General features: G+C 46.0%; 17 protein-coding genes. 5 read left to right on the forward strand and 12 right to left on the reverse strand.

What is annotated here, in order from left to right:
• Positions 1 to 94: 94 nt before the first annotated feature.
• Both QE357_RS12535 and QE357_RS12540 read right to left on the reverse strand, forming a co-directional pair.
• Positions 95 to 2,200 carry a Tex family protein gene (locus QE357_RS12535; RefSeq protein ID WP_309707847.1) on the reverse strand — a complete coding sequence of 702 codons (2,106 nt, stop codon included), beginning with the start codon at positions 2,198 to 2,200 and terminating at the stop codon, positions 95 to 97.
• 133 nt (positions 2,201 to 2,333) lie between these two features.
• Entirely contained in the window at positions 2,334 to 5,696 is a 3,363-nt protein-coding gene (locus tag QE357_RS12540) for a UvrD-helicase domain-containing protein (RefSeq protein WP_309707849.1), read from the reverse strand.
• 380 nt (positions 5,697 to 6,076) lie between these two features.
• Here QE357_RS12540 and QE357_RS12545 point away from each other — a divergent pair, with 380 nt between their 5' ends.
• Both QE357_RS12545 and QE357_RS12550 read left to right on the forward strand, forming a co-directional pair.
• Positions 6,077 to 6,583, forward strand: coding sequence for a transposase (locus tag QE357_RS12545; RefSeq protein WP_309704884.1), 507 nt, complete (start codon positions 6,077 to 6,079; stop codon positions 6,581 to 6,583).
• A gap of 2 nt (positions 6,584 to 6,585) precedes the next feature.
• Positions 6,586 to 7,419 (forward strand): IS3 family transposase, encoded by an 834-nt coding sequence (locus tag QE357_RS12550; protein ID WP_309704883.1) that lies wholly within the window; start codon positions 6,586 to 6,588, stop codon positions 7,417 to 7,419.
• A 111-nt stretch (positions 7,420 to 7,530) separates the two neighbouring features.
• Here the strand turns inward: QE357_RS12550 and QE357_RS12555 are convergent, their stop codons facing one another.
• The 4 genes from QE357_RS12555 to hisG all read right to left on the reverse strand — a co-directional run bounded on the left by QE357_RS12555 (position 7,531) and on the right by hisG (position 11,502).
• Positions 7,531 to 8,082: a hypothetical protein gene (locus QE357_RS12555; RefSeq protein ID WP_309707851.1), complete on the reverse strand. Its 552-nt coding sequence runs from the start codon at positions 8,080 to 8,082 to the stop codon at positions 7,531 to 7,533.
• 97 nt (positions 8,083 to 8,179) lie between these two features.
• The gene (hisC, locus tag QE357_RS12560; RefSeq protein WP_309707855.1) at positions 8,180 to 9,244 is read right to left on the reverse strand and encodes a histidinol-phosphate transaminase; all 1,065 of its coding nucleotides are present in this window, start codon (positions 9,242 to 9,244) and stop codon (positions 8,180 to 8,182) included.
• Between the two features lie 107 nt (positions 9,245 to 9,351).
• Positions 9,352 to 10,620, reverse strand: a complete 1,269-nt coding sequence (gene hisD, locus QE357_RS12565) for a histidinol dehydrogenase (protein WP_309707857.1) — start codon at positions 10,618 to 10,620, stop codon at positions 9,352 to 9,354.
• 18 nt (positions 10,621 to 10,638) lie between these two features.
• A complete protein-coding gene (gene hisG, locus QE357_RS12570) occupies positions 10,639 to 11,502 on the reverse strand; it encodes an ATP phosphoribosyltransferase (protein ID WP_106638255.1) in 864 nt (287 codons plus the stop codon).
• Positions 11,503 to 11,745: 243 nt separating this feature from the next.
• On the opposite strand from hisG, the gene QE357_RS12575 reads away from it, so the two are divergent.
• A complete protein-coding gene (locus tag QE357_RS12575; protein WP_309707867.1) occupies positions 11,746 to 12,195 on the forward strand; it encodes a GNAT family N-acetyltransferase in 450 nt (149 codons plus the stop codon).
• Between the two features lie 455 nt (positions 12,196 to 12,650).
• Here QE357_RS12575 and QE357_RS12580 read toward each other — a convergent pair whose 3' ends face one another.
• The 3 genes from QE357_RS12580 to QE357_RS12590 form a co-directional block, all read right to left on the reverse strand.
• Complete coding sequence (locus QE357_RS12580) at positions 12,651 to 16,766, reverse strand: sialate O-acetylesterase (protein WP_309707870.1); 4,116 nt, start codon at positions 16,764 to 16,766, stop codon at positions 12,651 to 12,653.
• Positions 16,767 to 16,968: 202 nt separating this feature from the next.
• Positions 16,969 to 17,346, reverse strand: coding sequence for a DUF2809 domain-containing protein (locus tag QE357_RS12585; RefSeq protein WP_309707873.1), 378 nt, complete (start codon positions 17,344 to 17,346; stop codon positions 16,969 to 16,971).
• Positions 17,343 to 17,585, reverse strand: a complete 243-nt coding sequence (locus QE357_RS12590) for a DUF3820 family protein (protein WP_106637874.1) — start codon at positions 17,583 to 17,585, stop codon at positions 17,343 to 17,345. The genes QE357_RS12585 and QE357_RS12590 overlap by 4 nt, the downstream gene beginning before the upstream one ends.
• 145 nt (positions 17,586 to 17,730) lie before the next feature.
• On the opposite strand from QE357_RS12590, the gene QE357_RS12595 reads away from it, so the two are divergent.
• Positions 17,731 to 18,345, forward strand: coding sequence for a pseudouridine synthase (locus QE357_RS12595; RefSeq protein ID WP_309707877.1), 615 nt, complete (start codon positions 17,731 to 17,733; stop codon positions 18,343 to 18,345).
• A 48-nt stretch (positions 18,346 to 18,393) separates the two neighbouring features.
• On the opposite strand, the gene QE357_RS12600 is transcribed toward QE357_RS12595, so the two are convergent.
• Positions 18,394 to 20,919 carry an ATP-dependent Clp protease ATP-binding subunit gene (locus QE357_RS12600; protein WP_106637872.1) on the reverse strand — a complete coding sequence of 842 codons (2,526 nt, stop codon included), beginning with the start codon at positions 20,917 to 20,919 and terminating at the stop codon, positions 18,394 to 18,396.
• A gap of 92 nt (positions 20,920 to 21,011) precedes the next feature.
• Positions 21,012 to 21,680, reverse strand: coding sequence for a WbqC family protein (locus tag QE357_RS12605; RefSeq protein ID WP_106637871.1), 669 nt, complete (start codon positions 21,678 to 21,680; stop codon positions 21,012 to 21,014).
• Between the two features lie 119 nt (positions 21,681 to 21,799).
• Here QE357_RS12605 and QE357_RS12610 point away from each other — a divergent pair, with 119 nt between their 5' ends.
• Positions 21,800 to 22,678: a lysophospholipid acyltransferase family protein gene (locus tag QE357_RS12610; RefSeq protein ID WP_309707883.1), complete on the forward strand. Its 879-nt coding sequence runs from the start codon at positions 21,800 to 21,802 to the stop codon at positions 22,676 to 22,678.
• 55 nt (positions 22,679 to 22,733) lie between these two features.
• Here QE357_RS12610 and QE357_RS12615 read toward each other — a convergent pair whose 3' ends face one another.
• The gene (locus tag QE357_RS12615) at positions 22,734 to 23,354 is read right to left on the reverse strand and encodes an L-threonylcarbamoyladenylate synthase (RefSeq protein WP_106637869.1); all 621 of its coding nucleotides are present in this window, start codon (positions 23,352 to 23,354) and stop codon (positions 22,734 to 22,736) included.

The following is a 23,354-nucleotide window of genomic DNA, read 5'->3' on the forward strand; positions in this document are numbered from 1 at the left end:
TTATCGGCTTGAAGGTAATGTTTCAGCTTTGAAAACGACAATTTTTCAAGCATATTTTTCAGATCCCTGAATCCGATAAAAGACTTGTATAAGCTTAGAATTTCATGCTCAGGGCAATCCGTTTGCGGGCTAAATCGACCTCTACTACCTTCACCTGAACCTGTTGTTGTAACTTAACGACTTCATTCGGATCACGCACGAAACGATTGGCTAATTGAGAAACGTGAACAAGGCCGTCTTGTTTTACGCCAACGTCTACAAACGCACCAAAAGCGGTAATATTCGTCACAATTCCGGGCAGAATCATGCCTTCTTTCAAGTCTTCAGGTTTGCGAACGGAAGCATCAAATTCAAATGCAGCCAGGGGCTGACGAGGGTCCCGACCGGGTTTTTCCAACTCAGAGATAATATCCTGTAGGGTGGGTAATCCTGCTTTTTCAGTAACGTATTTGGCTAACGAAACCTTTTTTCGCTGTTCGGGCTGTTCAATGAGTTGTTTAACGGTAATACCCAGATCTTTTGCCATGTGCTCAACGATGCCATAACTTTCGGGGTGAACTGCCGAGTTATCCAAAGGGTTGCCCGCTTCAGGAATACGAAGGAATCCCGCACACTGCTCAAAAGCCTTACTGCCCAGCCGTGGCACCTTCATAAGTTCTTTTCGGGACTTGAATGCCCCGTTCTCCTTGCGATAGGTAACAATGTTCTGAGCCAGCGAAGAACCCAGCCCTGACACATAACTCAGCAAGTGTTTGCTGGCCGTATTCAGGTTAACCCCGACGGCGTTCACACAGCTCTCGACAACGGTATCCAGACTCTTCTTCAAATCGCTTTGATCCACATCGTGCTGATACTGACCTACACCAATGGATTTGGGATCGATCTTTACTAGCTCAGCCAAGGGGTCCATCAATCGCCGACCAATGGACACGGCTCCGCGAACGGTAATGTCTTTATCGGGAAATTCTTCTCGGGCTACCTCCGAAGCTGAGTAAATGGAAGCCCCCTGCTCCGAAGCCATAAAAATGGGTAAATCCAGATTTAAGCTTTTGAGGAAATCTTCCGTTTCGCGTCCTGCCGTTCCGTTACCAACAGCTAAAGCTTCCATTCTATGGGTAGCAATGAGTTGACGAATTTTACCTTCAGCTTCTTGTTTTTTATCAAAAGGATAAATCACAGTATCGGCAACCAGGTTACCCTGAGCATCCAGACAAATGGTTTTGCAACCCGTTCGGTAACCGGGGTCAATGGCTAATACCCGTTTTTGTCCCAAAGGTGAAGATAGTAGCAATTGTCGGAGGTTACCCGTGAAAATCGTAATCGCTTCAGCATCGGCCTTTTCTTTGGAAAGCTTGGCAAATTCGTTCTCGATACTGGGCTTAATCAGACGTTTGTAACTATCAGTAATGGCATCTTCGACAAAAGGTTTTGCGGGAGATTGCCCCCGAACGAACAATCGGTCTAGCTGATTAAGAGCATTTTCCTCATCCGGTGTGATACTCACCGATAAAATCCCTTCTTCTTCTCCCCGACGCATGGCCAGCAATCGGTGCGAGGGAATTTTGCGTAATTCTTCCGAGAAATCGAAGTAATCCCGATACTTGGCTCCTTCGGTTTCCTTGTTCTTTTTTACCTTTGAATAAACGATGGCCTCCCGCTCAAAAACCCGTCGAACGGCTGTACGGGCGTCGGCATTTTCAGAAATCCATTCGGCCATAATATCACTGGCTCCCTGATAAGCCTCTTCCAGCGTCAGAACTTTATCAGTAATAAATTTCTGGGCATTTGCTTCAATGTCTCGTTCACGTTGTTCGAAGATCAGTTTTGCCAAAGGTTCCAGGCCTTTTTCAATCGCAATGCTGGCTTTGGTTTTACGCTTGGGTTTATACGGCAGGTATAAATCTTCGAGTTGAGTTAACGTTGTGGCCTGCTCCAGTTGCTTTCGCAAATCAGCCGTAAGTTTGCCCTGCTCGCTAATGGATTGGATTATACTCTCCCGACGTTTCTCAACCTCCTTAAACTTCTCGTACTGGTCTTTGATATGCTGAATCTGGACTTCATCCAGACTGCCCGTAGCTTCTTTCCGATAGCGGGCAATGAAAGGCACGGTTCCGCCTTCATCTAATAATTGAATGGTTTGCTCAACCGAACGAGCCGAAAGGGATAACTGACTTGAGATAAACGCTACTGCGGTATTCATAATGAAGTATTTAGGATTGAAGGAAAGTTAGTTCGTTACTGAATAACCACAGAGTTTCACAATGTTTTACTCAGCGTTACTCAGTGCCAAACTCTGCATAACGCTGTGGTTCGTGATAACAGAAAACGAACCATTAACTAACCTGAACCAATTCGCCGGATTCCAGATAGACGATCCAGCCTTCGATGTGTTTATAACCCATTTCGCGGTAACGACGGGCGTATTTTTTGATTTGATCTTTATGACTATCCCTGGCCTGACCCGTCTTATAGTCAAGAATAGCGACGGTCTGATCGGGACGAATGACTACCCGGTCGGGGCGAATGACTTCTCCATTGGGCATGAGAATTTCCCGTTCTGATAAAAACTCTGCGGGCATTTCAAAGTAAGGTTTCATTTCTTCCTTGCTCAAAATCCGATTAATGGCTTCCGTCATTCGCAACACCTGCGTCTCATCTAGTAAGCCCCTTTTCTGCATCCGATCAATTACGATGGGTACATCTTCAGGGGAGTTGATTTCCCGCATGACGATGTGAGCTTTGTTCCCCCAATCCTTCTGCATGGCAAAAGAATCCAGCTCACTTAACCGATCTTTCTGCCGCCGCAGACGCATACTACCCCGGCGATCTTGGGTGATAACTCCCGTAATTACCACTTTATCTTCCTGTTCTTTTTTCTCTGACTTAACTCGCTTTTCCCCCTGTTTGAGTATGTGCGTGCCTTCGCAGGCATTTACATAATCCGAAAAGAATACCCCCACGGTATCTTTTAGTCCCGTTACCTCCCCTTTTTTCGAAAGCTTGGTTTCCATCGAGATATACACCCTTTCGACGGGGCGAGTCAGGGCTACGTATAGTAAATTCAGATTGTCCAGAAAGGTCTGTTCTGTTTCTTTTTCGTAGGCTTCTTTCAAGTGGGTAGCTGCCAGGCGTTGGGAAACCGAAAACGGAGCCACTTTCAAACTACGGGATGGTTTATCATCCGCTGACACCAATGTTAACTCCTCAGCCTCCATGCTTTCCAGATCGCCCCAGATTTCATCCCAGAGGTTGTTTTTGAAGCTCCAGTTGGCGTAAGGCAGTAATACAACTGGGAATTCAAGCCCTTTGGATTTATGGATCGTTTGAATCCGTACGGCATTAGCCCCTTCCGGTGAGCTTACGCAAAGCTTGAACTTCTGCTGCTCCCAGTCGAGTAAGAAATCACTTAAATGGCCGCTTTTTCGCGTTGAAAAATCCTGTACATAATCCAGAAAACGGAATAAATAAGCCGCTTGATCAGGTTTATCAAAGAGTTTGAACCGAGCAATTAACTCCTCACAACTTTCAAACAGACTGGCTTTCTGCATGAGAAAAGCATTGAGTTGGGTGCTGGCTACTTCCTTCGGTAAATCAGCTATTTTTTCCAGCTCTTTTTCCCGTACCCAGGTCCAGAATGCACCCATATCCGGTGCTTCCACCATTTGGCGAATGCGGGTGTTTACCTGTTCTTCAGGAACCTGCCCCTGAATTTCCTTGAGGAATAAATAGGCCGCTTCATATTTGGCCAGCGGCTGATCGGGCGTATTCAGTACTCGTAAAAAAGCAATAACCAGGTTAACCACTGGTGAGGCACTGACCAATAACGAATCCGCCGAGATTACCCGAATCCCTTGGGAAGTCAGGGTATCGGCTAGTTCACGAGCGTGTTTGTTCTTTCGACAAAGGATCGCAATGTCTTTATACTCGTACCCGTCGGCAAGGCATTCCGAGATTTGGTTCAGAATAAACTCGGGCGTGGCTGGCCTCTCACTATCCAGAAAATCAATTTGCACATGGCCGCCACATTTAGGGTTATCGGGTGCTTTTTGAACGTAAGCACTGTAAATCCGAGGAGTTACCTCCCAATCTGCTGGCACCTGGTTAGCCAGGATATGTTTTAGAATATCGTTGTTAAAATCTATAATTTCCCGACAACTCCGACGGTTAAAGTCCAGCACCTGAGGCACTAGCTTACCTTTAATCGTTAAAAGTCGGTCGCCCACGTTCCAGTTAATCTCATTGCCAGCGGGTAACATGGGCGTAAGGTCTTTCCCTTCGTGCAAATACACCAGTTGCTCCATTTCTCCACCCCGAAAACGGTAGATACTTTGCTTGGCATCGCCTACCACAAGATTGTAGTAATCGGCGGATAAACTATTGTCAATCAGCGGCATAAAGTTGAGCCACTGAAGCTGGGAAGTATCCTGAAACTCATCAATCAGGATATGATGAAACTTCTCGCCGAGGCGTTCGTAGAGAAACGGGATCGGTTCTTCCAGGACAATGTTCAGAATGGACTGATTGAACCGCGAAATGTGAATTTGTCCGGAATGATCTTCAATGGCCTTTACTTCGTCGGATAACTGCTTGAGCAAGGCCAGTTTATGCAAATGTTTATCAATTTCCAGACAGAGGGTGTACTTCTGAATTTGGGATTCGTGCAGTTGTATTAGCTCTCGCCCCACCACTTCCAGCTCCGATTCAATGGTTTCAAAACTGGACAAGATGGGTAAAGCGACTTTGGCCTTCAGCCAGTTTTGCTCCCGACGAACGACGGAATAAAGACGGCTGGAAATTCCTTCGGCAAACGTTTTATGGCCATCCCGAATTTTCTGGAGAAAACCCGCCGCCCCGTTGGCTCCATAACTAAAATCGGCAATGGATAAAGTTGCCTTTTCTTCAATTAACTCTACCGCTACTTTCCCCAAACGCCGATACTCGGTATCCTGGCAAGCACAATAGTCCCGTATTTTCTTTCGAATTTCCCAGAAATCGGCTATGCTTAAATCTTCCAGTTTCTTTAAGGCATCGCGGTGCTTATCGTCCAGTATTTTTTTTCCAACGGATAATAACTCCGTTTGAAGCGACTTCCAGCTCTTTCCCTGATCGGCTAGTTCTGCCACTAATTCTTCCAGCACCAGCGTTAACTGATTAAACTCCGATTGGCCTACTTTGGAAAGTAACTGCTCCACACCAGCCGCCACCAGTACGTCCGATTCGAGGCTTACTTCGAAGTTATAAGGAATGCCTAATTCTTCCGTAAAAGCGGATACTACGCGTTGCGTAAAACTGTCGATGGTGGATACCGACAAGCGTCCATACTGATGTAGTAACACCTGAAAAGTCTGGGCGGCCCGTCGTTGTAATTCTGCTTCGCTAATCCCCGCACCCGTGACAGGATCCGTGATTTCGACCAATAGTAACTCCCGCAAAGCCTTTACTTTTTTCTGACGGGCGGGGTCAAGATCCTGATACTTTTTTAAATCCAGCAAGGTATCCAGAATCCGCTTCTTCATTTCGTGAGCGGCATCGTTGGTAAAGGTTACCGCCAGAATATGCTGAAAGTAATACGGACTGAATTTCCATTTTCCCTCTTCTTCAAGATCAGGATGATCGGCTAGGGCAAGCTTTAAAAATTCTTTCGTTAGCGTGAAGGTCTTTCCAGAACCAGCAGAGGCAGCATAGATGGTAAACATTAATGAAGAAAAAAGCAGGCTGAGCCTGCTTAGCTTGTATGAAGTATGAATTTACAATGCTTTCCTACAATTCCTGTTACTTTCTCTTGAAAATCTTAGAGACTGTCTAAAAATGATATTTCAAATAAATGGGTATAGGAAGCTGTGATGTACACAGTTTAACCAGAAGTTTTAGTTTTGAAATGGTAGAGACGCGACTTTATCGCGTCTGGCTGGGGGATGGAAAGAACCCCGCCACGGCTGGTGTCTTACCAGTCATTTATACGCAAACTGTGTTTGGTGAGACACCAAACATGGCGTCAAGGTAACAAAACCGCCTCTTACCCAGACGCGATAAAGTGGATTGCCCCCGAAAAGTTAGACATTAACTGAAAGGAGCAATGCAAAAGAAAAAGAAGTATAGTTATGCCTTTAAGAAAGCAGCGGTGGAAGCGGCCAAGTCGAGTAAAGCATCGATTCACGCCCTAGCCCGAGCTTACGGTATTCACGAGTCCATGCTACGACGATGGATCGATGGGTATGAAGCCTTTGGGCCATCGGCTCTGGCATGCGTTTCGCATCAACATCGCTATTCCGAATCGATCAAAACTGCCGCCGTTGCCGCTTTTCTGACTCAAGACTTATCTTTGCGGGAAGTTTGTTTGACTTTTTCTCTTCGCTCGACTAGTGTGCTTCGGGGTTGGATTAACAGGGCCCTGGCAAATTACCCCCAGCAGAGCGATGAGCTTAACGATTTCCCCCCTATGGCTTCATCCCAATCGAGTCGAGTGCCCGCCAGTGAATACGAGCGAGTCGTTGAGGAGAATAAACGACTGCAGGCGGAGGTGGCTTACCTAAAAAAGTTACGAGCCTTGATTCAGGCCCAGAAAAAAGGCAAAAAGCCCTGATTGTGCATGAATTAAGGCCTGATTATGATCTATCGCTGCTACTAAGGGCCGCTCAGCTCGCCCGCAGTACGTACTACTATCAACTCAAAAGCAGGGATAGGTTAGGCAAGTATGCTCCCCATAAACAGCGGCTGAGCCAGCTTTATCAGCAACATCAGGGACGCTATGGCTACCGACGCCTGACCTCTGTTCTACGGGCAGAAGGCTATACGCTCAATCATAAAACGGTGTTCAAACTCTTGGGAGAGTTGCAGCTCAGAAGCCGGATTCGCCTCAAAAAATACCGGTCCTATCGGGGAGAAAAGGCTCCCACCACTCCCAACCTACTGAATCGGGAGTTTACAGCAGAAAAGCCTTTTGCCAAGTGGGTGACCGATGTCACCGAGTTCAAAGTGGGTGCTCAAAAACTGTATTTATCCCCCATACTAGATCTTTACAATGGTGAGATTGTCAGTTATGATCTCTCGGAGCGAGCCAATTTTAAACAGGTAAGTCGGATGCTGGAAGAGGCCTTAGCTAAATTGCCTGCTCCTACGAGGCTCTTGTTACACTCGGACCAGGGCTGGCAATATCAGATGAAACCCTATCAGAGAAGACTGAAAAAGCAGGGTCTGATCCAAAGTATGTCCAGAAAGGGGAATTGTCTGGATAATGCGGTGATGGAAAATTTTTTTGGTACGCTTAAAAGTGAGTTATTTTACCTTAACAGTTATGAATGTATCCAGGCTTTAGAAAAAGACATCAGGCAGTACATTCACTATTACAATCACCAGCGAATCCGTTTGAACCTACAGGGTATGAGTCCCGTAGACTTCCGCATCAACGCTGGCTTTTAAAACAACCGTCCAACTTCTTGGGGCTAGTCCAAAGTCGCGTCTCTACTTGGGCCGTGGTTTTATCCAACTGGTTCCTACAATAAGGCAGGTTCCTACCTGTCTAACCTAATATTAGAAATTAAAACGGGTTCCGATACCGGCCTGCACGTGCATGAATGCCGGAACAGGAATCACTTCCAGGTACAAACCGGCATCGACGAAGATAGACAAGGGCGACTGAGGCAGGAAGTATTCTACACCAGCCAGACCACTCGCTCCAATACCCGTCCGGTTTTCGTAAGCATTATAAGGAGCTAGACGCTCGGGATAACTTCGGCGGCTGGTGATTTGTCCACCAAAGCCGTAATAAGCCTGGAAATTTTTCCCTTCGTTATCCGTGTGAAAGATATAATTGGCACTTAAGGCCCAGCCTGTATTCTTGAATCTGCCGTGTGGGCCATACTTACGGTTACTGCCCCAAAGCATTCCGTATGTACCAAAGCTTAGGTCCAGGCCACGGTTGTTTCGGGTATAAATACGGGCATTCAGGCCCAGGGGTTCTCCTACTTTAAAGCCAACCGCATACTTGCGTTGAGGAGAGGTGTTGATTTCCTGGGCTTTACTTTCAAGGGAAGAAGTAACCAAGCCTAGGGTTACCAATGCAGAGATAATGAATACTTTCATGGACCAATTAGATAGGTGATTCGGCTGGAGGAAACCTTGCATACAGTGAAGGAGACCCGAGACAGATCTCCTTCACAACACACAAGCAAAACTAACATTAACTATGGACAAGCTCCCGAGCAAATTGTTGTAATGATTGCATCAATACATCATCTTCCTCCTGAGTGCCGACCGAGATTCGGAGGCAATTGTCGCAGTGTTTGACTTTAGAACGATCTCTAACGATAATTTTGTGTTCAAGTAGGTAAGAAAAAACAGCCGCCGAATCCTGAAACTTGACTAACAGTTGGTTAGAGTCCGTCGCAAATACGTGTTCAACATTCGGCAGGGCTTCCAGACGCTCGCGTAACCGCGTACGGTTCACGGCGATTACTTCCACCATTTCGTTTTTCTTCTCGACATGATCCAGGGCTTCGAGTAACAACCGCTGGGTCATGCTACTGATATTATAAGGCGATTTGATTTTGTTCAGCAGAGCAATGATCGCTTCGCTGGCAAAACACATCCCCACGCGTAAACCAGCCAGTCCCCAAGCTTTGGAGAACGTCTGTAACACCACCAGATTAGGATATTGATTGAGTAAAGGAACCATGGTCGCATCGGCAGCGAAGTCAATATAGGCTTCATCCACCACCACGATACACGACGTTCCTTCAATAATTCGCAAAATATCCTCCCGACGCAGCAGGTTGCCCGAGGGATTATTAGGCGAACATAACCAGATAATCTTGGTATGCTCTTCTACCGCTGCCAGAACGGCATCCACATCAATCTGGAAGTCGGTAGTTAAAGGCACTTTTTTTACCGCCACATTCTGGATATTGGCCGAAACCTCATACATCCCATACGTAGGTGGCAAAATCAGGATATGATCTTCCTTTGGCTCAGCAAAAGCCCGAACCAAAAGGTCAATGGGCTCATCAGAGCCATTTCCTAATAAAATCTGACTCGTACGAACGCCTTTGATCGGAGCCAGTTTCTCCTTTACCGCCCATTGGTACGGATCAGGATAACGGTTAAAATTTTCATTAGTCGAAGAACCCAGCGGGTTTTCGTTGGCATCCAGAAACACGCCTTCTTTGCCACTATACTCGTCCCGAGCGGAAGAGTAAGGCGTCAAAGCCAGCAAGTGCGGACGTATTAGTTTTTCTAGAATAAACATGTTCTGTTTTCAGTTTATAGTTTTCAGTTTACAGTGCTACCTGCCAGGTTTACTGAAATCATTTTTTAATGACTAAAAACTGAAAACAGAAAACCGTCAACTGAAAACTAGCCCAACTCTTTCAGTCGAATTTCTACGGCTTTTTTGTGGGCGTCGAGGGACTCGGCGGCGGCCATTTCCATGATGGTAGAACCGATATTTTTCAGTCCTTCCTGCGAAATGGATTGTACCGTAATTTTCTTCACGAAACTATCCAGCGAAACACCGGAATACGCCCGGGCGTAACCGTTCGTGGGTAAGGTGTGATTCGTTCCCGAAGCGTAATCGCCCGCAGATTCCGGCGTGTAATGACCCAGAAAAATTGAACCTGCGTTGGTAATCTCCTCGGATAAAGCCTCGGCATTTTCTACGGACAGAATCAAGTGTTCAGCCGCGTAAGCGTTTAATAAATCAAGGGCTTCACGTTCGTCTTTTACCAGAATGGCTTTAGAGTTTTCGAGAGCCGGCGTGGCAAAATCCTCGCGGGGTAACTCCCGAACCTGCTTCGTTACTTCCTTCATACTACGGGTTAATACTTCTTCCGAAGTAGAAACCAGTAATACCTGACTGTCTTTACCGTGTTCTGCCTGTGATAACAAATCAGCCGCAACGAAAGCGGGATTTGCGGATTCATCGGCAAATATGGCGACCTCGCTCGGGCCGGCGGGCATATCAATCGCGATGCCTTCTTTAGCCACCAGCATTTTCGCTGCCGTTACAAACTGATTGCCCGGTCCGAAAATCTTATATACCTGAGGGATACTTTCTGTGCCGTAAGCCATGGCTGCAATGGCCTGGGCTCCTCCGATGTTATATACCCTGGTGACCCCCACCAGCTTGGCCGCGTAAAGAATGGCGGGGTGCTGACTGGGTGAGCATAAGATAATCTCCTTACAACCCGCCAACTGAGCCGGAATGCCCAACATCAGCACTGTGCTAAATAAGGGAGCCGTGCCGCCGGGAATGTAAATCCCAACTTTCTCGATGCCGATTGATTTACGCCAGCAGGTCACGCCGGGCATGGTTTCAATCTTTTCGGGTAACTGCCGTTGGGCTGAGTGGAAGGTAACGATATTGGAAGCCGCCTGCTGGATGGCTTCTTTCAGTTCGGCAGAAAGCAGATGCTCGGCCGCTTCTATTACGTCCAGAGGAACATCCAGACGATCCAGTTGAACCTGATCAAATTTTAATGCGTATTCCCGCAGGGCTGCATCGCCATGATCCCGGACGTGCTGCAAAATGGGTTGAACCAACTGCTCAATCTGAGCCATTTGCTGCACCGGACGAGCTAAAACGGAGCCCCAGGTTTCCGGTTCGGGATAACGAATAAGTTGCATGAGTGTATGCGTTCGAAACTAGTAAATCATCTTTTCAATCGGCACGACCAGAATTCCTTCGGCTCCGGCCAGACGCAGGGCATCAATTTTATCCCAGAAATCTTCTTCGCTTAATACCGAATGAACGGCAGACCAGCCTTCCGTTCCCAACGGAACAATGGTTGGGGCTTTCATGCCGGGAAGCAGAGCCGTAATGGCATCCAGCTTCTCATTAGGGGCATTCAGTACTACATATTTGTTATTCTTGGCTGTCTGAACGGCCTGAATACGGAACAGCAATTTCGAAAGAATCGCCTTCTTCTCTTCGCTGAGCGAAGTATTGGCAATCATTACCGCTTCCGAACGGAAGATTACTTCCACTTCCGAAAGGCCATTAGCCAGTAACGTGCTACCGGAAGAAACGATATCACAAACCGCGTGGGTCAAGCCTATACTGGGTGCGATTTCTACCGAACCACTGATTTCGTGAATTTCGGCTTCGATTTCGTTCTCTTTCAGGAAGTTGCCCAGAATGACGGGGTAACTGGTGGCGATGCTTTTTCCATGCAAGTCTTTTACCCCTTCATAACTATCGCCGCGAGGGATAGCAATGGATAAACGGCATTTCGAGAAACCTAACTTCTTGGCGATGTCTACCTTACGTCCAGTTTCTACCTGTACGTTTTCGCCCACAATCCCGATATCGGCCACGCCGTCTTCTACGTAACCGGGAATGTCATCATCCCGAAGGAAGAGAAATTCAGCGGGGAAATTGCTGGCAGTGGTCTTGAGTTTTCCGGCTTTGGAATCGAACTTGATTCCACATTCTTTAAATAAGGAAAGAGAGTCTTCGCTGAGGCGACCGGACTTTTGAACGGCTATACGGAGGAAATCCTGGCTCATGAGTAAATACTAAAGCTCCGGGCATCAGCTCGGAATACGTACGATTTAGGTCCCAAAATTAGCTATTCGTACGGAATAAGACTCATCGAACGAAGATTGTTTGGCAGGATTTGTTCGATTAGGGAAGCTACTGCTGCATTGAGAGCCAGAATCGGGCGGCCTTTGGGTATATAACTCTTTTCTTCTTACTTCGCAAAAGTGAAAATGTCTTTCCTTTCTTAACGCCCAGGCTTTACTAAAACCATGATTACGTTTCTGCGAACCAATTCTGAAAACTCCGATTTCCGACTGTTAATTAAAGAACTCGACGCCTATCTTGCCATTACCGATGGAGAGGAACATGCGTTTTACGATCAATACAATAAAGTTGATTCTATCAAAGAGGTTATCGTCGCTTATGATGAAAAAGAACCGGTAGGTTGTGGAGCTATTAAGGCCTTTGACGAGCAATCTGCTGAAGTAAAACGAATGTTTGTGAAGCCCGAACGCCGCGGCGAACGGATTGCTCCTCAGATTTTAACGGAACTGGAAACCTGGGCGAAAGCATTGGGGTATGAATACTGCGTACTGGAAACGGGAAAACGCCAGCAACCAGCCATTGCTCTTTATACCCGCAGTGGCTACCAACCTATTCCTAACTACGGTCAGTATATAGGCATGGATAATAGCATTTGCATGAAAAAAAATTTATAGAAATGCGATGAGATAGCGTCTAGTCAGGCGATAGGAATAATCCCCGCCATGGCTAGTGTCTCACTAGCCATTTGTACACAAACTGTAGTTGGTGAGACACCAACCACAGCTAAAAAGCTGCCTCTTAACCAGATGCGACTTCATCGCGTCTCTACATTATAGAAAAACCACCTCTACCCTCAGTCGCTCGGCAGAGCCGAGTGACGAAATAATGATAGGCCTCTGGCCGATTGGTATTAAAATACATTTGGATCAGATCTCCCGCCATGGCTGGTGTCTCACCAGCCATTTGTATGCAAACTGTAATTGGTGAGACACCAACCACGGCGTAAGAGCCGAGCGACTGCGAGTAGGCAACCAAACGCGATAAAAGTCACGTCACTACGTCTATAAAAGCAAAAATCCCTGGTCATTAAATTGACCAGGGATTTTCTATTACTCATTCATCTTATCTATTAATACGAATGAACCACAATCCGCTTGCTGGCGTGGAATCCGTCGGCGTCTACTACCATGATTAATAGACCTGAATTTTCATTGACGAGAATCGTTTGAGTATCCTCCAATGAAGCCATCTTGTGTTCATATACCTGCTTTCCAGCCATAGTGAAAAGGCGGATCGTCACATTTTTCAAGCCTTTTAACGTCTCAACGGTTACCCGACCATTGACCGCAGGAATGGGGTAAACGCTAAGTTCCTGACTGTTGGGGTCCAATACGAAGCGGAAACTTGCCGTTTCTTTGGCAAAACAGGTTAAATTATTACCTGATGCCAATCGGTAGACCAGAGCGGCCTGAACTGTATATGTACCCGAAGCGGAGGCTTTAATTACTGATTCTTCCGTAGCCAAAGCCTGATTATCGCGTTTCCAGTTGAAGACCGTTCCTGTGCCTCCAGCCTGTAATTTATACGTACCCACCTGCGTAATCGTTGGCGTCGTGGGAAGGGGATCTGCTTTCACGGTAATGGCATTAGACGTGGTTGAAGTACAACCCAGCTCATCCATTACCCGAGCCGTATAAGTACCCGATTGTGAAACCACAATACTATTTTGAGTAGCAGTATTGCTAGTCCAACTATGTTTCAGAGCTGAGTTGTCGGAGGCTAGTGTAACCGTTCCGCCTTCACAGAATTCCAGGTTACCTAACGCCCGAATCACCGGAGCCTGAGGTAAGGCTCGAACGGTAGTGTTAACTGCATCAGAAGCTACTGACAGACAGTTATAGATGTTCATCGCCTGCACACTGTAGGTACCTGCTTTGGTGACTACGATGGAAGAGGTTTTCTCACCTGAACTCCACACAAAAGAAGTCTCCGCAGAATTCGCCTGAAGCGTTACGTTTTTGTCCGCACAGAATACCGGGGAACCCTGCACCTGAATCACAGGCTTATCTGGACGAGGATTCACCACTACCGCTATCGCGTCCGATTCAGCCGAACCGCAACCGAACGCATCCATTACTTTCACTTTATAATTCCCAGCCGTTGAAACATTAATGGTTTGCTGGTTGGCTCCATTACTCCACACATACGAATAACCCGATCCAGAAGAGCTCGTCAGGTTAACCGATCCACCCGTACACAAGGAAGTAGAACCACTGGCCACTACCTGAGGTTTTGCCGGTAATGGGTGAACAGTTACGGTTACTGTATTTGACTGGTCGGAACGACAGCCATTAGTACTCACGGCAAACAACGAGAACACGCCGGATTGATTCACAACGATATCCTTCGTAGTTTGATTTCCTGACCAATTATAAGTATCCGCCTGCGTGGACGAAAGCGTTACACTTTCCCCTTCACAAAACGAAGGATTTCTTGAAGCCGTTACTACTGGAGTCGCAGGTTTCGGGAAGGGTTTTACCTGAACCACTGCCGAAGGCAGAGAGGTACACCCGAATTCATCCGTCACTTTCACCGTAAATGATCCTTCCTGACTAACCTTAATGGACTGATCAGCAGAGCCATTATTCCAGGTGTATTTTTGAGAAGAAGTAGAAGTAAGCGTTACTGGATTTTCAGGACAGAAGTTAGTTACCGGGCCACTTGCCGCAATGGTGGGCGTAGCGGGCAACGACCGTACGATAACTTTCAACGCATCTGAGACGGGCGAAGTACAGCCATACTGGTCTTTCACAAGTACTGTATAATCTCCAGCTTTGGTAGTACTGATGCTGGGACTAGTTTCACCCGTATTCCAGCTATACGTGGCAGCCTGAACCGTAGAATTTAAGTTCACAGCCACCCCATCACATACGGTTGAAGGCCCCTGAGCCACTACCGAAGGCTTCGCAGGAAGAGCATGAACCGTAACCCGAATAGTGTTGGAAAGATCTGACTTACATCCGTTGGCATTCGTCGAATACACGTTGAACTCGCCGGATTTGCTAACGGTCAGTTCCTGCGTATTGCTATTATCCGACCAAAAATAATTATCTGCCTTGCTGGAAGAAAGCTTGATTGTCTCTCCTTCGCAAATGTCCAGTTTACCAGAAGCGGTGATAACGGGTGTGTTTGGCTTACTGGTGTACGTAACCTCAATGGCCGCCGAAACGGGCGATACACATCCGTTCGCATTGGTTACCTGAGCCGTATAACGACCGGGCTGAGTTACCACCAGAGTTTGTGCTGTTGAGTTATTACTCCATTTGTAAGAACTTCCGGCAGACGAACTAAGAGTTACCTGTGTTCCGGGACAAAGGTTAGTTACAGAACCAGAGGCCGTTAGCGTTGGTGCCGCCGGTAAGGGCGAAGTGGTTAACTTGTACTCTTTGGAAACCGACGACTCACAGCCGAAGGCATCTTTTACCTTGACGGTATAACTTCCTGCCGCATTTACCGTAATGCTTTGGGTAGTAGCTCCCGTGCTCCATTGATAACTACTATTCGCTGGAACACTTAAAACTACCGAGCTTCCTTCACAAACTACGCTAGTAGAAGCCGTAATTTCAGGGGCCGCAAGAGCCGACGATAATTTCACTTCTACCGGAGCAGAGTTACCCGATTCGCATCCACCCGCATCCTTAATTTTTACCGTATAACTTCCGGCTTCTTTCACCGTGATACTCTTTCCCGTTTGTCCATTACTCCAAACGAAATTAGTACCAGCTCCGTTAGCCGTCAGGGTGGTGCTACCGCCGGGGCAGAACGCAAGACTAGTGGCTGAAATGCTGGGCGTACCGATTCCGCTAGGAACCGTAAAGGGAGGAGCAAAGGACGAATTACCTACTCCATCTTTGCTACGAGCATAATAGGTTACGCCTGCTTGTCCGGTAATACTTTGTCCCGATTGAGTAGAACCGTTACTGGAATTTATCCAAAGTCCCTGACCCGTCGCACTTTGCAGCGTTAAGCTAAACTGACTGGAACCCGCACAGGCAAAAGCCGTTTGCAACATGTTGGCTGCCGTTTGCGGCTGGGATGCTCCTAAAAAGTTAGTACTGTTGATGGCATCAAACCAAGCCTGACCGTGCTTTTTATGATACTCCGAACCATAAAAGTGAGCGGGATCGGCTGGATTCCTGGGATTTTGAATATTATCCGTTTCAGGACCTTTGAAACAGTTAGAGACACGCTCAGCGACCAAATTCTGCCCCTGAATCACATTACTACTGGTAAATGTTGCATTGTTTGCTCCTACATATAAGGACACTCTCGCAATCATCCAGGACAGGTTTTTCCCACCAAAATCAGCCCTTGATTTTTCAATGACCGTCTTTAACTGATTATAATACGTTTCAGGATTGGTGTTATTTAATCCGTCCCATTCGCCCTGATGCCACAGTACCCCCCGAACCCCGGTAAGGTTTCCATAATATTGCAAAGAAATCCTGAGATTGGCATAAGGCATTCCCATGGGGAGGTTAAAATCAGCAAAGGGATTCTTGGTAGCCAATCCCTTCGAGCTTTCTTCCCAGTTATAAGCTCCCGTTGCAGAGAAAGCCGAGTTAATAAACAAAATGGGCACGTTATATTGTTGAGCCAGTAGGTCGCCTAAATGTCCCCAATGCCAGGCTGTATAGCCATAAGGAGCGTATTTGATACTAGCCGTCATTTTATTGAATTCCGGAAAAGAATTTCCGGGTTCCTGACTGCTATTCTCATTTTCTGTAAAATTGGTAATGACGTTTATCCGGTCGTCCTGAGGTTCAGGAATGTCCGTTTGGTCTTTGCGGCCCTGAGCGTTAGACTGCCCGGCGATAACAAAAACCTCCCCTACTCCTACTCGCTCCACTTTACCGCTGGATAATACATTTCCCCCCGCCGAAGAGCGAACCTCCACGTCATACCAGCCCCCGGAAACCTGGACGGTTCCCTGAAAAACCCCACTGCCCGCTGCTATGGGAGTCCAATTAGTGCTGGTTCCCTGACCATTGCGAGCTACGAAGCGAGCTTCAATTTTATCTGCATTATTCGCATAGTTACCCGAGACAGTTACGCTGGCATTGTTGCTCGCATTTCGCTGAAAAACGATCCGTTTTACTGGAAAGGTAATGTTTACCTGAGCAAATGCAGAAGAAGAAAATAATAAGTACAGACAACCAATGAAGAAGGTATAGTTTAATTTCATATACTCAATTTTTAATAAATTCTGATGGTGAATTGGAAGAAAAACCCTACAAAACTAAAGGCAAAAATTCTGATAACGTATTGTCAAATAGAATATTAACATTTTTTACGTTTGACTTACGCTCTCATTTAGTGCCCTGAAACCGGGGATGAACCTCACCCATTTTCGTTACTACATTCTTGCACCACAATAAAACAGCCCTTTATTCCGCTGTTTTGTTTATTACTTTTTCCTGAACAAATCCTCCCGCCGATACTCCTATTGCATAGGCCCACAAGTCTGACCATAAGAAACCCTGACCCAGAATCAGTCGGCCCGGTAACGTTCTTCTGATAGCATTTATCCACTCGGCCTGATACAGTTGACTCGCTTCGACGGCGAAACAAATTAGTAGACTAACTAACATGAGTCGAACAAGTTTTGCAGTAGGGAAACAGAAGATCATCATCCAGAAAATCATTAATGCCCATAAAGCATCTCCTACCCCCAAAGGTATAAAAGATAGTTTTCTGGAAATAAGGCCTATAGCAATGGTAACAAGAATAAGGAAGCCGTAGCGAAGTCTGGCTTTGGAAATCATCTAAACTGCTGTTTCTTAATTCCGTCCAGTAAGTATTCCAATCCGTTGAGTTTGATCTCGTACATGGTTTGGAGCAGCACACCCAGCTTGCCCTGCGGAAAACCTTCCCGGGCAAACCATTCTAAGTAAGAAACGGGTAAGTCTGAAATCAGGGAATCTTTATGCTTCCCAAATGGCATTTTGTAAGTGGTTAACTCAAGTAATAGAGCAGTATTTCCGCTGGATTCTTCTGAATTCATTTGGCAAAGATAACGAATCAATAATGTATAGCATTCACTAGAAGTAGGTTATCATTTTTTAGATTTGAATCGCCAGAATATTGAGCTATTAACTCGTCATAGCTATTACTTTTAAGTCCTTATTCTCTTTTTACCGTACTTATTTATGATGAGTGAAGCCTTGCCACATCGGTATTTTCTGGTTAATAAACCCTTTAACATGCTATCGCAGTTCACTGGGGCCGAGGCTATGCATATGTTAGGAAACTTGAATTTCAACTTTCCTGAAGGAACGCACTGCATTGGCCGATTAGATAATAAATCGGAAGGTTTGCTATTACTTACTACCAATAAAAAAGTTACTAAACTTCTTTTTCAGGGCGATATTCCGCACGAACGCAGGTATCTGGTTCAGGTTTATAAACAAGTAAGCCCCGAATCATTAGAAGCTTTACGAACGGGCGTCCTTATTCCACTCACCGGAGATTTATACTACAAAACCACCCCCTGCCAGGTCGATATCGTAGAAAAACCCGCGAACCTCTTTCAAAGTGGCTGGGAATATCCTGATGACCGTCCCCATACCTGGTTACTTATTTCACTAACGGAAGGAAAATTTCGGCAAATTCGGAAGATGATGAAAGCAATCCATCACCATTGCCAACGGCTCATTCGGGTATCCATTGAAGAGATTACTTTGGGAGATTTACAACCTGGCGATGTTCGTGAAATGGAGGAGAATGAATTTTTTAGGAAGCTTCGCATTACCAACTGGCAATAAAAAAGAGAGTGGCTTTCACCACTCTCTTTACTATCTATTCAGGAAAATCTATTCTTCCGTAATCGTTTCTGGTTTTTTAGCCGTGATCGTCAGCGTTTCGCTGGTTCCATCATGATCGGCTAGCAGAATATCGCCTTCGGCCAGATCTCCTTTAAGGATTTCTTCCGCTACGGGATCTTCCAGGTAACGCTGGATGGCCCGGTTCAGCGGACGAGCTCCGTACTGAGGATCGTATCCTTTCTTCGCCAGGAAGTCTTTTGCGGCTTCGGTTAACTCAACGCGGTAACCCAGCGTAGTGATCCGAGCGAAAAGTTTTCCAAGCATCAGCTCAATGATCCGATGCAGGTGTTCGCGTTCGAGTGAGTTGAAGATGATTACATCATCCAGACGGTTCAGGAATTCAGGGGAGAACGCCTTACGCAGAGCATTCTGAATAGTGCTTTTCACCGCTTCGTCCTGACCATCCACCCGAGTTTTCGTAGCGAAACCAATACCCGTTCCGAAATCTTTCAGGTCACGAGCTCCGATGTTCGAAGTCATGATAATGATCGTATTCCGGAAATCAACCCGACGACCTAAACCATCCGTCAAGATACCGTCATCCAGCACCTGTAACAGAATGTTAAATACATCCGGGTGAGCTTTTTCAATCTCGTCAAGCAAGACAACTGAGTAAGGCTTACGACGGATTTTTTCCGTTAACTGACCGCCTTCTTCGTAACCCACGTATCCTGGAGGAGCCCCCACGAGACGGCTTACGCTGAATTTCTCCATATATTCAGACATATCGATCCGAACCAACGAATCTTCTTTGTCGAACAAGTGGGAGGCCAGCACTTTAGCTAATTCCGTTTTACCAACTCCCGTAGGGCCCAGGAAGATGAAAGAACCAATCGGTTTTTTCGGATCTTTCAGACCTACACGCGTCCGCTGGATTGCTTTAGCCAGTTTCTCAATGGCAGATTCCTGACCAATTACTTTGCCTTTCAGATCTTCAGAAAGCGTAAGTAACTTCTTGCCTTCATCGCTGGACACGCTACGTACGGGAATACCCGTCATCATCGCTACCACCTCTGCAACGTTATCTTCCGTTACGGTATAACGACGAGTTTTCGTATCCTCTTCCCAGCGTTGTTTCGCTTTGTCAAGCTGTTCAAGTAATTTCTTTTCCCGATCCCGCAGTTGTGCCGCTTCTTCGTATTTCTGCGATTTAACGACCTGATTTTTCTGCTTTTTCACTTCTTCAACTGCTTCTTCCAGTTGAATAATGTCTTCGGGAACTGAAATATTATTGATGTGTACACGAGCACCTACTTCATCCAACACATCGATAGCTTTGTCGGGCAGGAAGCGATCAGAAATGTAACGTTCTGACAATTTCACCGCTGCTTCCAGAGCTTCGGGTGTATAGTTAACGTGGTGGTGTTCTTCGTATTTATCTTTGATGTTATTGAGAATCTCAATGGTTTCTTCAATGCTAGTAGCATCTACCATAACCATCTGGAAACGACGGGCTAAGGCACCATCTTTCTCAATATACTGCCGGTATTCATCCAGTGTGGTAGCACCAATGCATTGGATGTCCCCACGAGCTAAAGCAGGCTTGAACATGTTAGAGGCATCCAGTGAGCCAGAAGCTCCACCAGCTCCAACGATGGTATGAATTTCGTCGATGAAAAGAATCACTTCGGGTGATTTTTCCAACTCATTCATTACCGCCTTCATCCGCTCTTCAAACTGACCCCGGTATTTAGTACCGGCTACCAGCGATGCCAGATCGAGCGTAACGACGCGTTTGCCAAAGAGCACGCGGCTTACTTTCTTCTGAACAATGCGGAGAGCAAGGCCTTCAGCGATGGCTGTTTTACCAACGCCAGGTTCCCCGATCAGAATAGGGTTGTTTTTCTTACGGCGAGACAAAATCTGAGCTACCCGCTCAATTTCTTTCTCACGGCCCACAATAGGGTCCAACTTGCTCAGTTCAGCTAACTTGGTGAGGTCACGGCCAAAGTTATCCAACACCGGCGTGCGGGATTTCTCTGCTCCTGGCTTACCAGATTCACTACGAGGGCTGGAACCAAACATGCGGCTGTCTTCATCGTTGTCGTCCGTATCCGGGCCGGCATTGATGTTAGGGTTTGATTGATATTCCAGCATTTCCTTAACGATTTCGTAGTTCACATTGAACTTATGAAGAATCTGAGTCGCAATGTTATCCTCGTCCCGAAGGATGGCTAACAATACGTGTTCAGTGCCAATCAACTGGGTTTTGAAGACCTTCGCCTCCAAATGAGTCATTTTAAGTACCTTCTCCGATTGACGAGTCAAAGGAATATTGGCCATGTTCCGAACGCTGTGCGTTGCTGTTCCCTTCGTAGCTTGCTCGATCGTCATTCGCAACTCATCGAGGTTGATACTTAATTTCTTTAACAGGGCAACAGCCACGCCTTCGCCTTCACGGATCATACCCAAAAGCAAATGCTCTGTCCCGATGTAGTCATGCCCTAATCGCAGAGCTTCTTCTCGGCTCAAAGAGATGACTTCTTTCACGCGGTTTGAAAATTTCGCTTCCATACTTAAGGTTTAGCGTGCTTTATTTAACCGGCTAACGCCGGACGAACAGCTATTGTTCATTTATAATCCAGAATCTATAAAATCTGCTGGTTTTATACTGTCAACGTATTTTCTGTTGATGTATTTTTAATAGAAGCCTTCAAAATTGATCGAGCCTTATTTCCCTGACAGAATAATAAATCGAGAATACTTAGATTAGGAAAAAATTGTTCCCCGAAATTTTGCCGATAAGGTATGGGCTGATAAAAACCCCGTTCCTCCGGCCCCTTCTTGGGTGAAATCAGGCCCCTGGCGTCCATAATTGGCCATTCATAGTCCAGATTATAGGTTTCAGTGTCCTTACATTTATCCGGCACTCGCAAAAACTCTTGACAAACTGTCAGCATCTGCCTATTCAGGTCGTACAAAAAGTCAGGCTTTTGTTCGTAAACCTTCCTAAATTTCTCTTCAAAGTACTCAAAAAAGGGAGTTTTTCGATAAGCTGCTTCAATTGCCCCCCAATGTCGCTTAATCCAGGGTTGATGGTAATCAATCTTTACATCCTGAATCAGCGTTTTATGCTTACTGCGTCCATCCAGTACTGGCACTACCAGCGTATCAACCCCTTGAGCCGTTAATATCTGACACCGATTTCTGAAGGTCTGCTTTTGAAAATGCTCGTGTTTTTCAAGGAGAATGGTCTCAAAATTTTCGTAGCACGTCCAGAATTCCAAACCCGGGAGATACTGAATTTCTACAACTATGGTATTATTTTCCGACATTTGCAACTAAATCACTTTTTTAAAGGAAGTCAAAAAAACTCATGTGTCAAATTATTTTTTAACTTTTGTAGTTATATAGACAAGCCTAATGAGTTTTTGAATTTATTATGATTACATAAATGGTATTATTCCGAGTTATATCCCGCATACCCTTTAAGATACTCTATCTTTTTTCGGATGTCCTTTTCTTCTTTATCTATTACATCTTCGGCTATCGGAAACAGGTAGTTTTATCCAATCTTGCGGCTGCATTTCCCAACAAATCAGAACAGGAGCGTGAAAAAATCGCCAGGGAGTTTTTTCAGAATTTCTGCGACTTCATAGTAGAAACCGTTAAAACGCTGACGATTACCCAGGAGGAAATCCAGCGTCGAATGAAATTAGAAAATTCCGAGATTCTCCATCGGTTAGTGAATGAAGAAAAAAAGACGGTGTTCACCATGCTGGGCCACCAGATGAATTGGGAATGGGTATCCTTGAGCATCGCCAGTGATGGTATACCAGCGGATGTCATTTATAAGCCTCTGTCGAATGATTTCTTCGAAAAGTTTATGCTCGCCATCCGATCTCGTTTCGGCATTAAGCCCGTTTCTATGTATAATATTCTACGAGATATGGTTAGTCGTAGGAAAGAACCCAGGGTCATTGGAACACTGGCTGATCAGGCTCCCCATCATCCGGATTCGGCCTATTGGTCCACTTTCTTCCATCAGGAAACTGATTTTTTTAACGGAACCGAAAAACTAGCCCGAAAATTTAATACCCCTATCGTCTTTGGAAAAGTTACGAAGATTCGCCGGGGTTATTATTCCTTTCATCTGGAATTAGTGGCAGAACCTTCCTATCAAGATATTTCTTCAGGTGCCTTAACCGAAGTGTACATTCGCTGGCTGGAAAACACCCTGATCGAACAACCCGCTCTCTGGCTCTGGTCACATAAACGATGGAAACATAAGCGGACCACTCACCCTTCGGAAGACGAAATGGTTCTTGCCTAAGCATTAAAAAAGCCTGATCTAGCTAGATCAGGCTTTTTTAATGCTTAGGCATTCATTACTCCTCCCATTCACCTAAACCTTCCCGGATGATTTCAATGTCGTCAGAAGTAGCATCCAGGATGGTAGAAGGAATAAGTCCTCCCGGTCCTCCATCGATAATGAGGTCAACCTTATGCTGAAACTGGTGGAAAATTTCTTCGGGGTCAGTAGGATACTCCATGAAATCATCCTCCAGTTTAATCGAAGTAGTAATGATCGGGTTACCCAACTGACTAACAATCTCCCGGGTAATGGCATGATCCGGTACCCGAATGCCAATGGTTTTCTTGCGGGGATTCAGGGATCTTGGAAGTTTGTTACTGGCCGGCAGGACAAAGGTATAAGGCCCTGGAAGTATCTTCTTCATTGTTTTAAAAGCAAGATCCGATACTTTGGCATAGTCCGTAATATGGCTCAGGTCATTACAGATAATCGAAAAATCGCTTTTTTCGGGCTTAATACCCTTCACCTGAGCGATCCGCTCAACGGTTCGGGCATTGTGGATATCCCCACCCATTCCATAGACCGTATCGGTGGGATAAATTACAATTCCGCCCTGTCTCAATACCTCTAACACCCGAGCAATCTTTCGGGGTTCGGGGTTTACGGGATGTATACTTATTAATTCAGCTGGCAT

The sequence above is a fragment of the Siphonobacter sp. SORGH_AS_0500 genome (assembly GCF_031453245.1).
In the GTDB taxonomy this organism is placed as follows: domain Bacteria; phylum Bacteroidota; class Bacteroidia; order Cytophagales; family Spirosomataceae; genus Siphonobacter.

Excerpts from the sequence above, each read along its gene's own strand:
- QE357_RS12535 (WP_309707847.1), bottom strand. The coding sequence starts at position 2,200 with ATGAATACCGCAGTAGCGTTTATCTCAAGTCAGTTATCCCTTTCGGCT.
- QE357_RS12540 (WP_309707849.1), bottom strand. The coding sequence starts at position 5,696 with ATGTTTACCATCTATGCTGCCTCTGCTGGTTCTGGAAAGACCTTCACG.
- QE357_RS12545 (WP_309704884.1), top strand. The coding sequence starts at position 6,077 with ATGCAAAAGAAAAAGAAGTATAGTTATGCCTTTAAGAAAGCAGCGGTG.
- QE357_RS12555 (WP_309707851.1), bottom strand. The coding sequence starts at position 8,082 with ATGAAAGTATTCATTATCTCTGCATTGGTAACCCTAGGCTTGGTTACT.
- hisC (WP_309707855.1), bottom strand. The coding sequence starts at position 9,244 with ATGTTTATTCTAGAAAAACTAATACGTCCGCACTTGCTGGCTTTGACG.
- hisD (WP_309707857.1), bottom strand. The coding sequence starts at position 10,620 with ATGCAACTTATTCGTTATCCCGAACCGGAAACCTGGGGCTCCGTTTTA.
- hisG (WP_106638255.1), bottom strand. The coding sequence starts at position 11,502 with ATGAGCCAGGATTTCCTCCGTATAGCCGTTCAAAAGTCCGGTCGCCTC.
- QE357_RS12575 (WP_309707867.1), top strand. The coding sequence starts at position 11,746 with ATGATTACGTTTCTGCGAACCAATTCTGAAAACTCCGATTTCCGACTG.
- QE357_RS12580 (WP_309707870.1), bottom strand. The coding sequence starts at position 16,766 with ATGAAATTAAACTATACCTTCTTCATTGGTTGTCTGTACTTATTATTT.
- QE357_RS12585 (WP_309707873.1), bottom strand. The coding sequence starts at position 17,346 with ATGATTTCCAAAGCCAGACTTCGCTACGGCTTCCTTATTCTTGTTACC.
- QE357_RS12590 (WP_106637874.1), bottom strand. The coding sequence starts at position 17,585 with ATGAATTCAGAAGAATCCAGCGGAAATACTGCTCTATTACTTGAGTTA.
- QE357_RS12595 (WP_309707877.1), top strand. The coding sequence starts at position 17,731 with ATGATGAGTGAAGCCTTGCCACATCGGTATTTTCTGGTTAATAAACCC.
- QE357_RS12600 (WP_106637872.1), bottom strand. The coding sequence starts at position 20,919 with ATGGAAGCGAAATTTTCAAACCGCGTGAAAGAAGTCATCTCTTTGAGC.
- QE357_RS12605 (WP_106637871.1), bottom strand. The coding sequence starts at position 21,680 with ATGTCGGAAAATAATACCATAGTTGTAGAAATTCAGTATCTCCCGGGT.
- QE357_RS12610 (WP_309707883.1), top strand. The coding sequence starts at position 21,800 with ATGGTATTATTCCGAGTTATATCCCGCATACCCTTTAAGATACTCTAT.
- QE357_RS12615 (WP_106637869.1), bottom strand. The coding sequence starts at position 23,354 with ATGCCAGCTGAATTAATAAGTATACATCCCGTAAACCCCGAACCCCGA.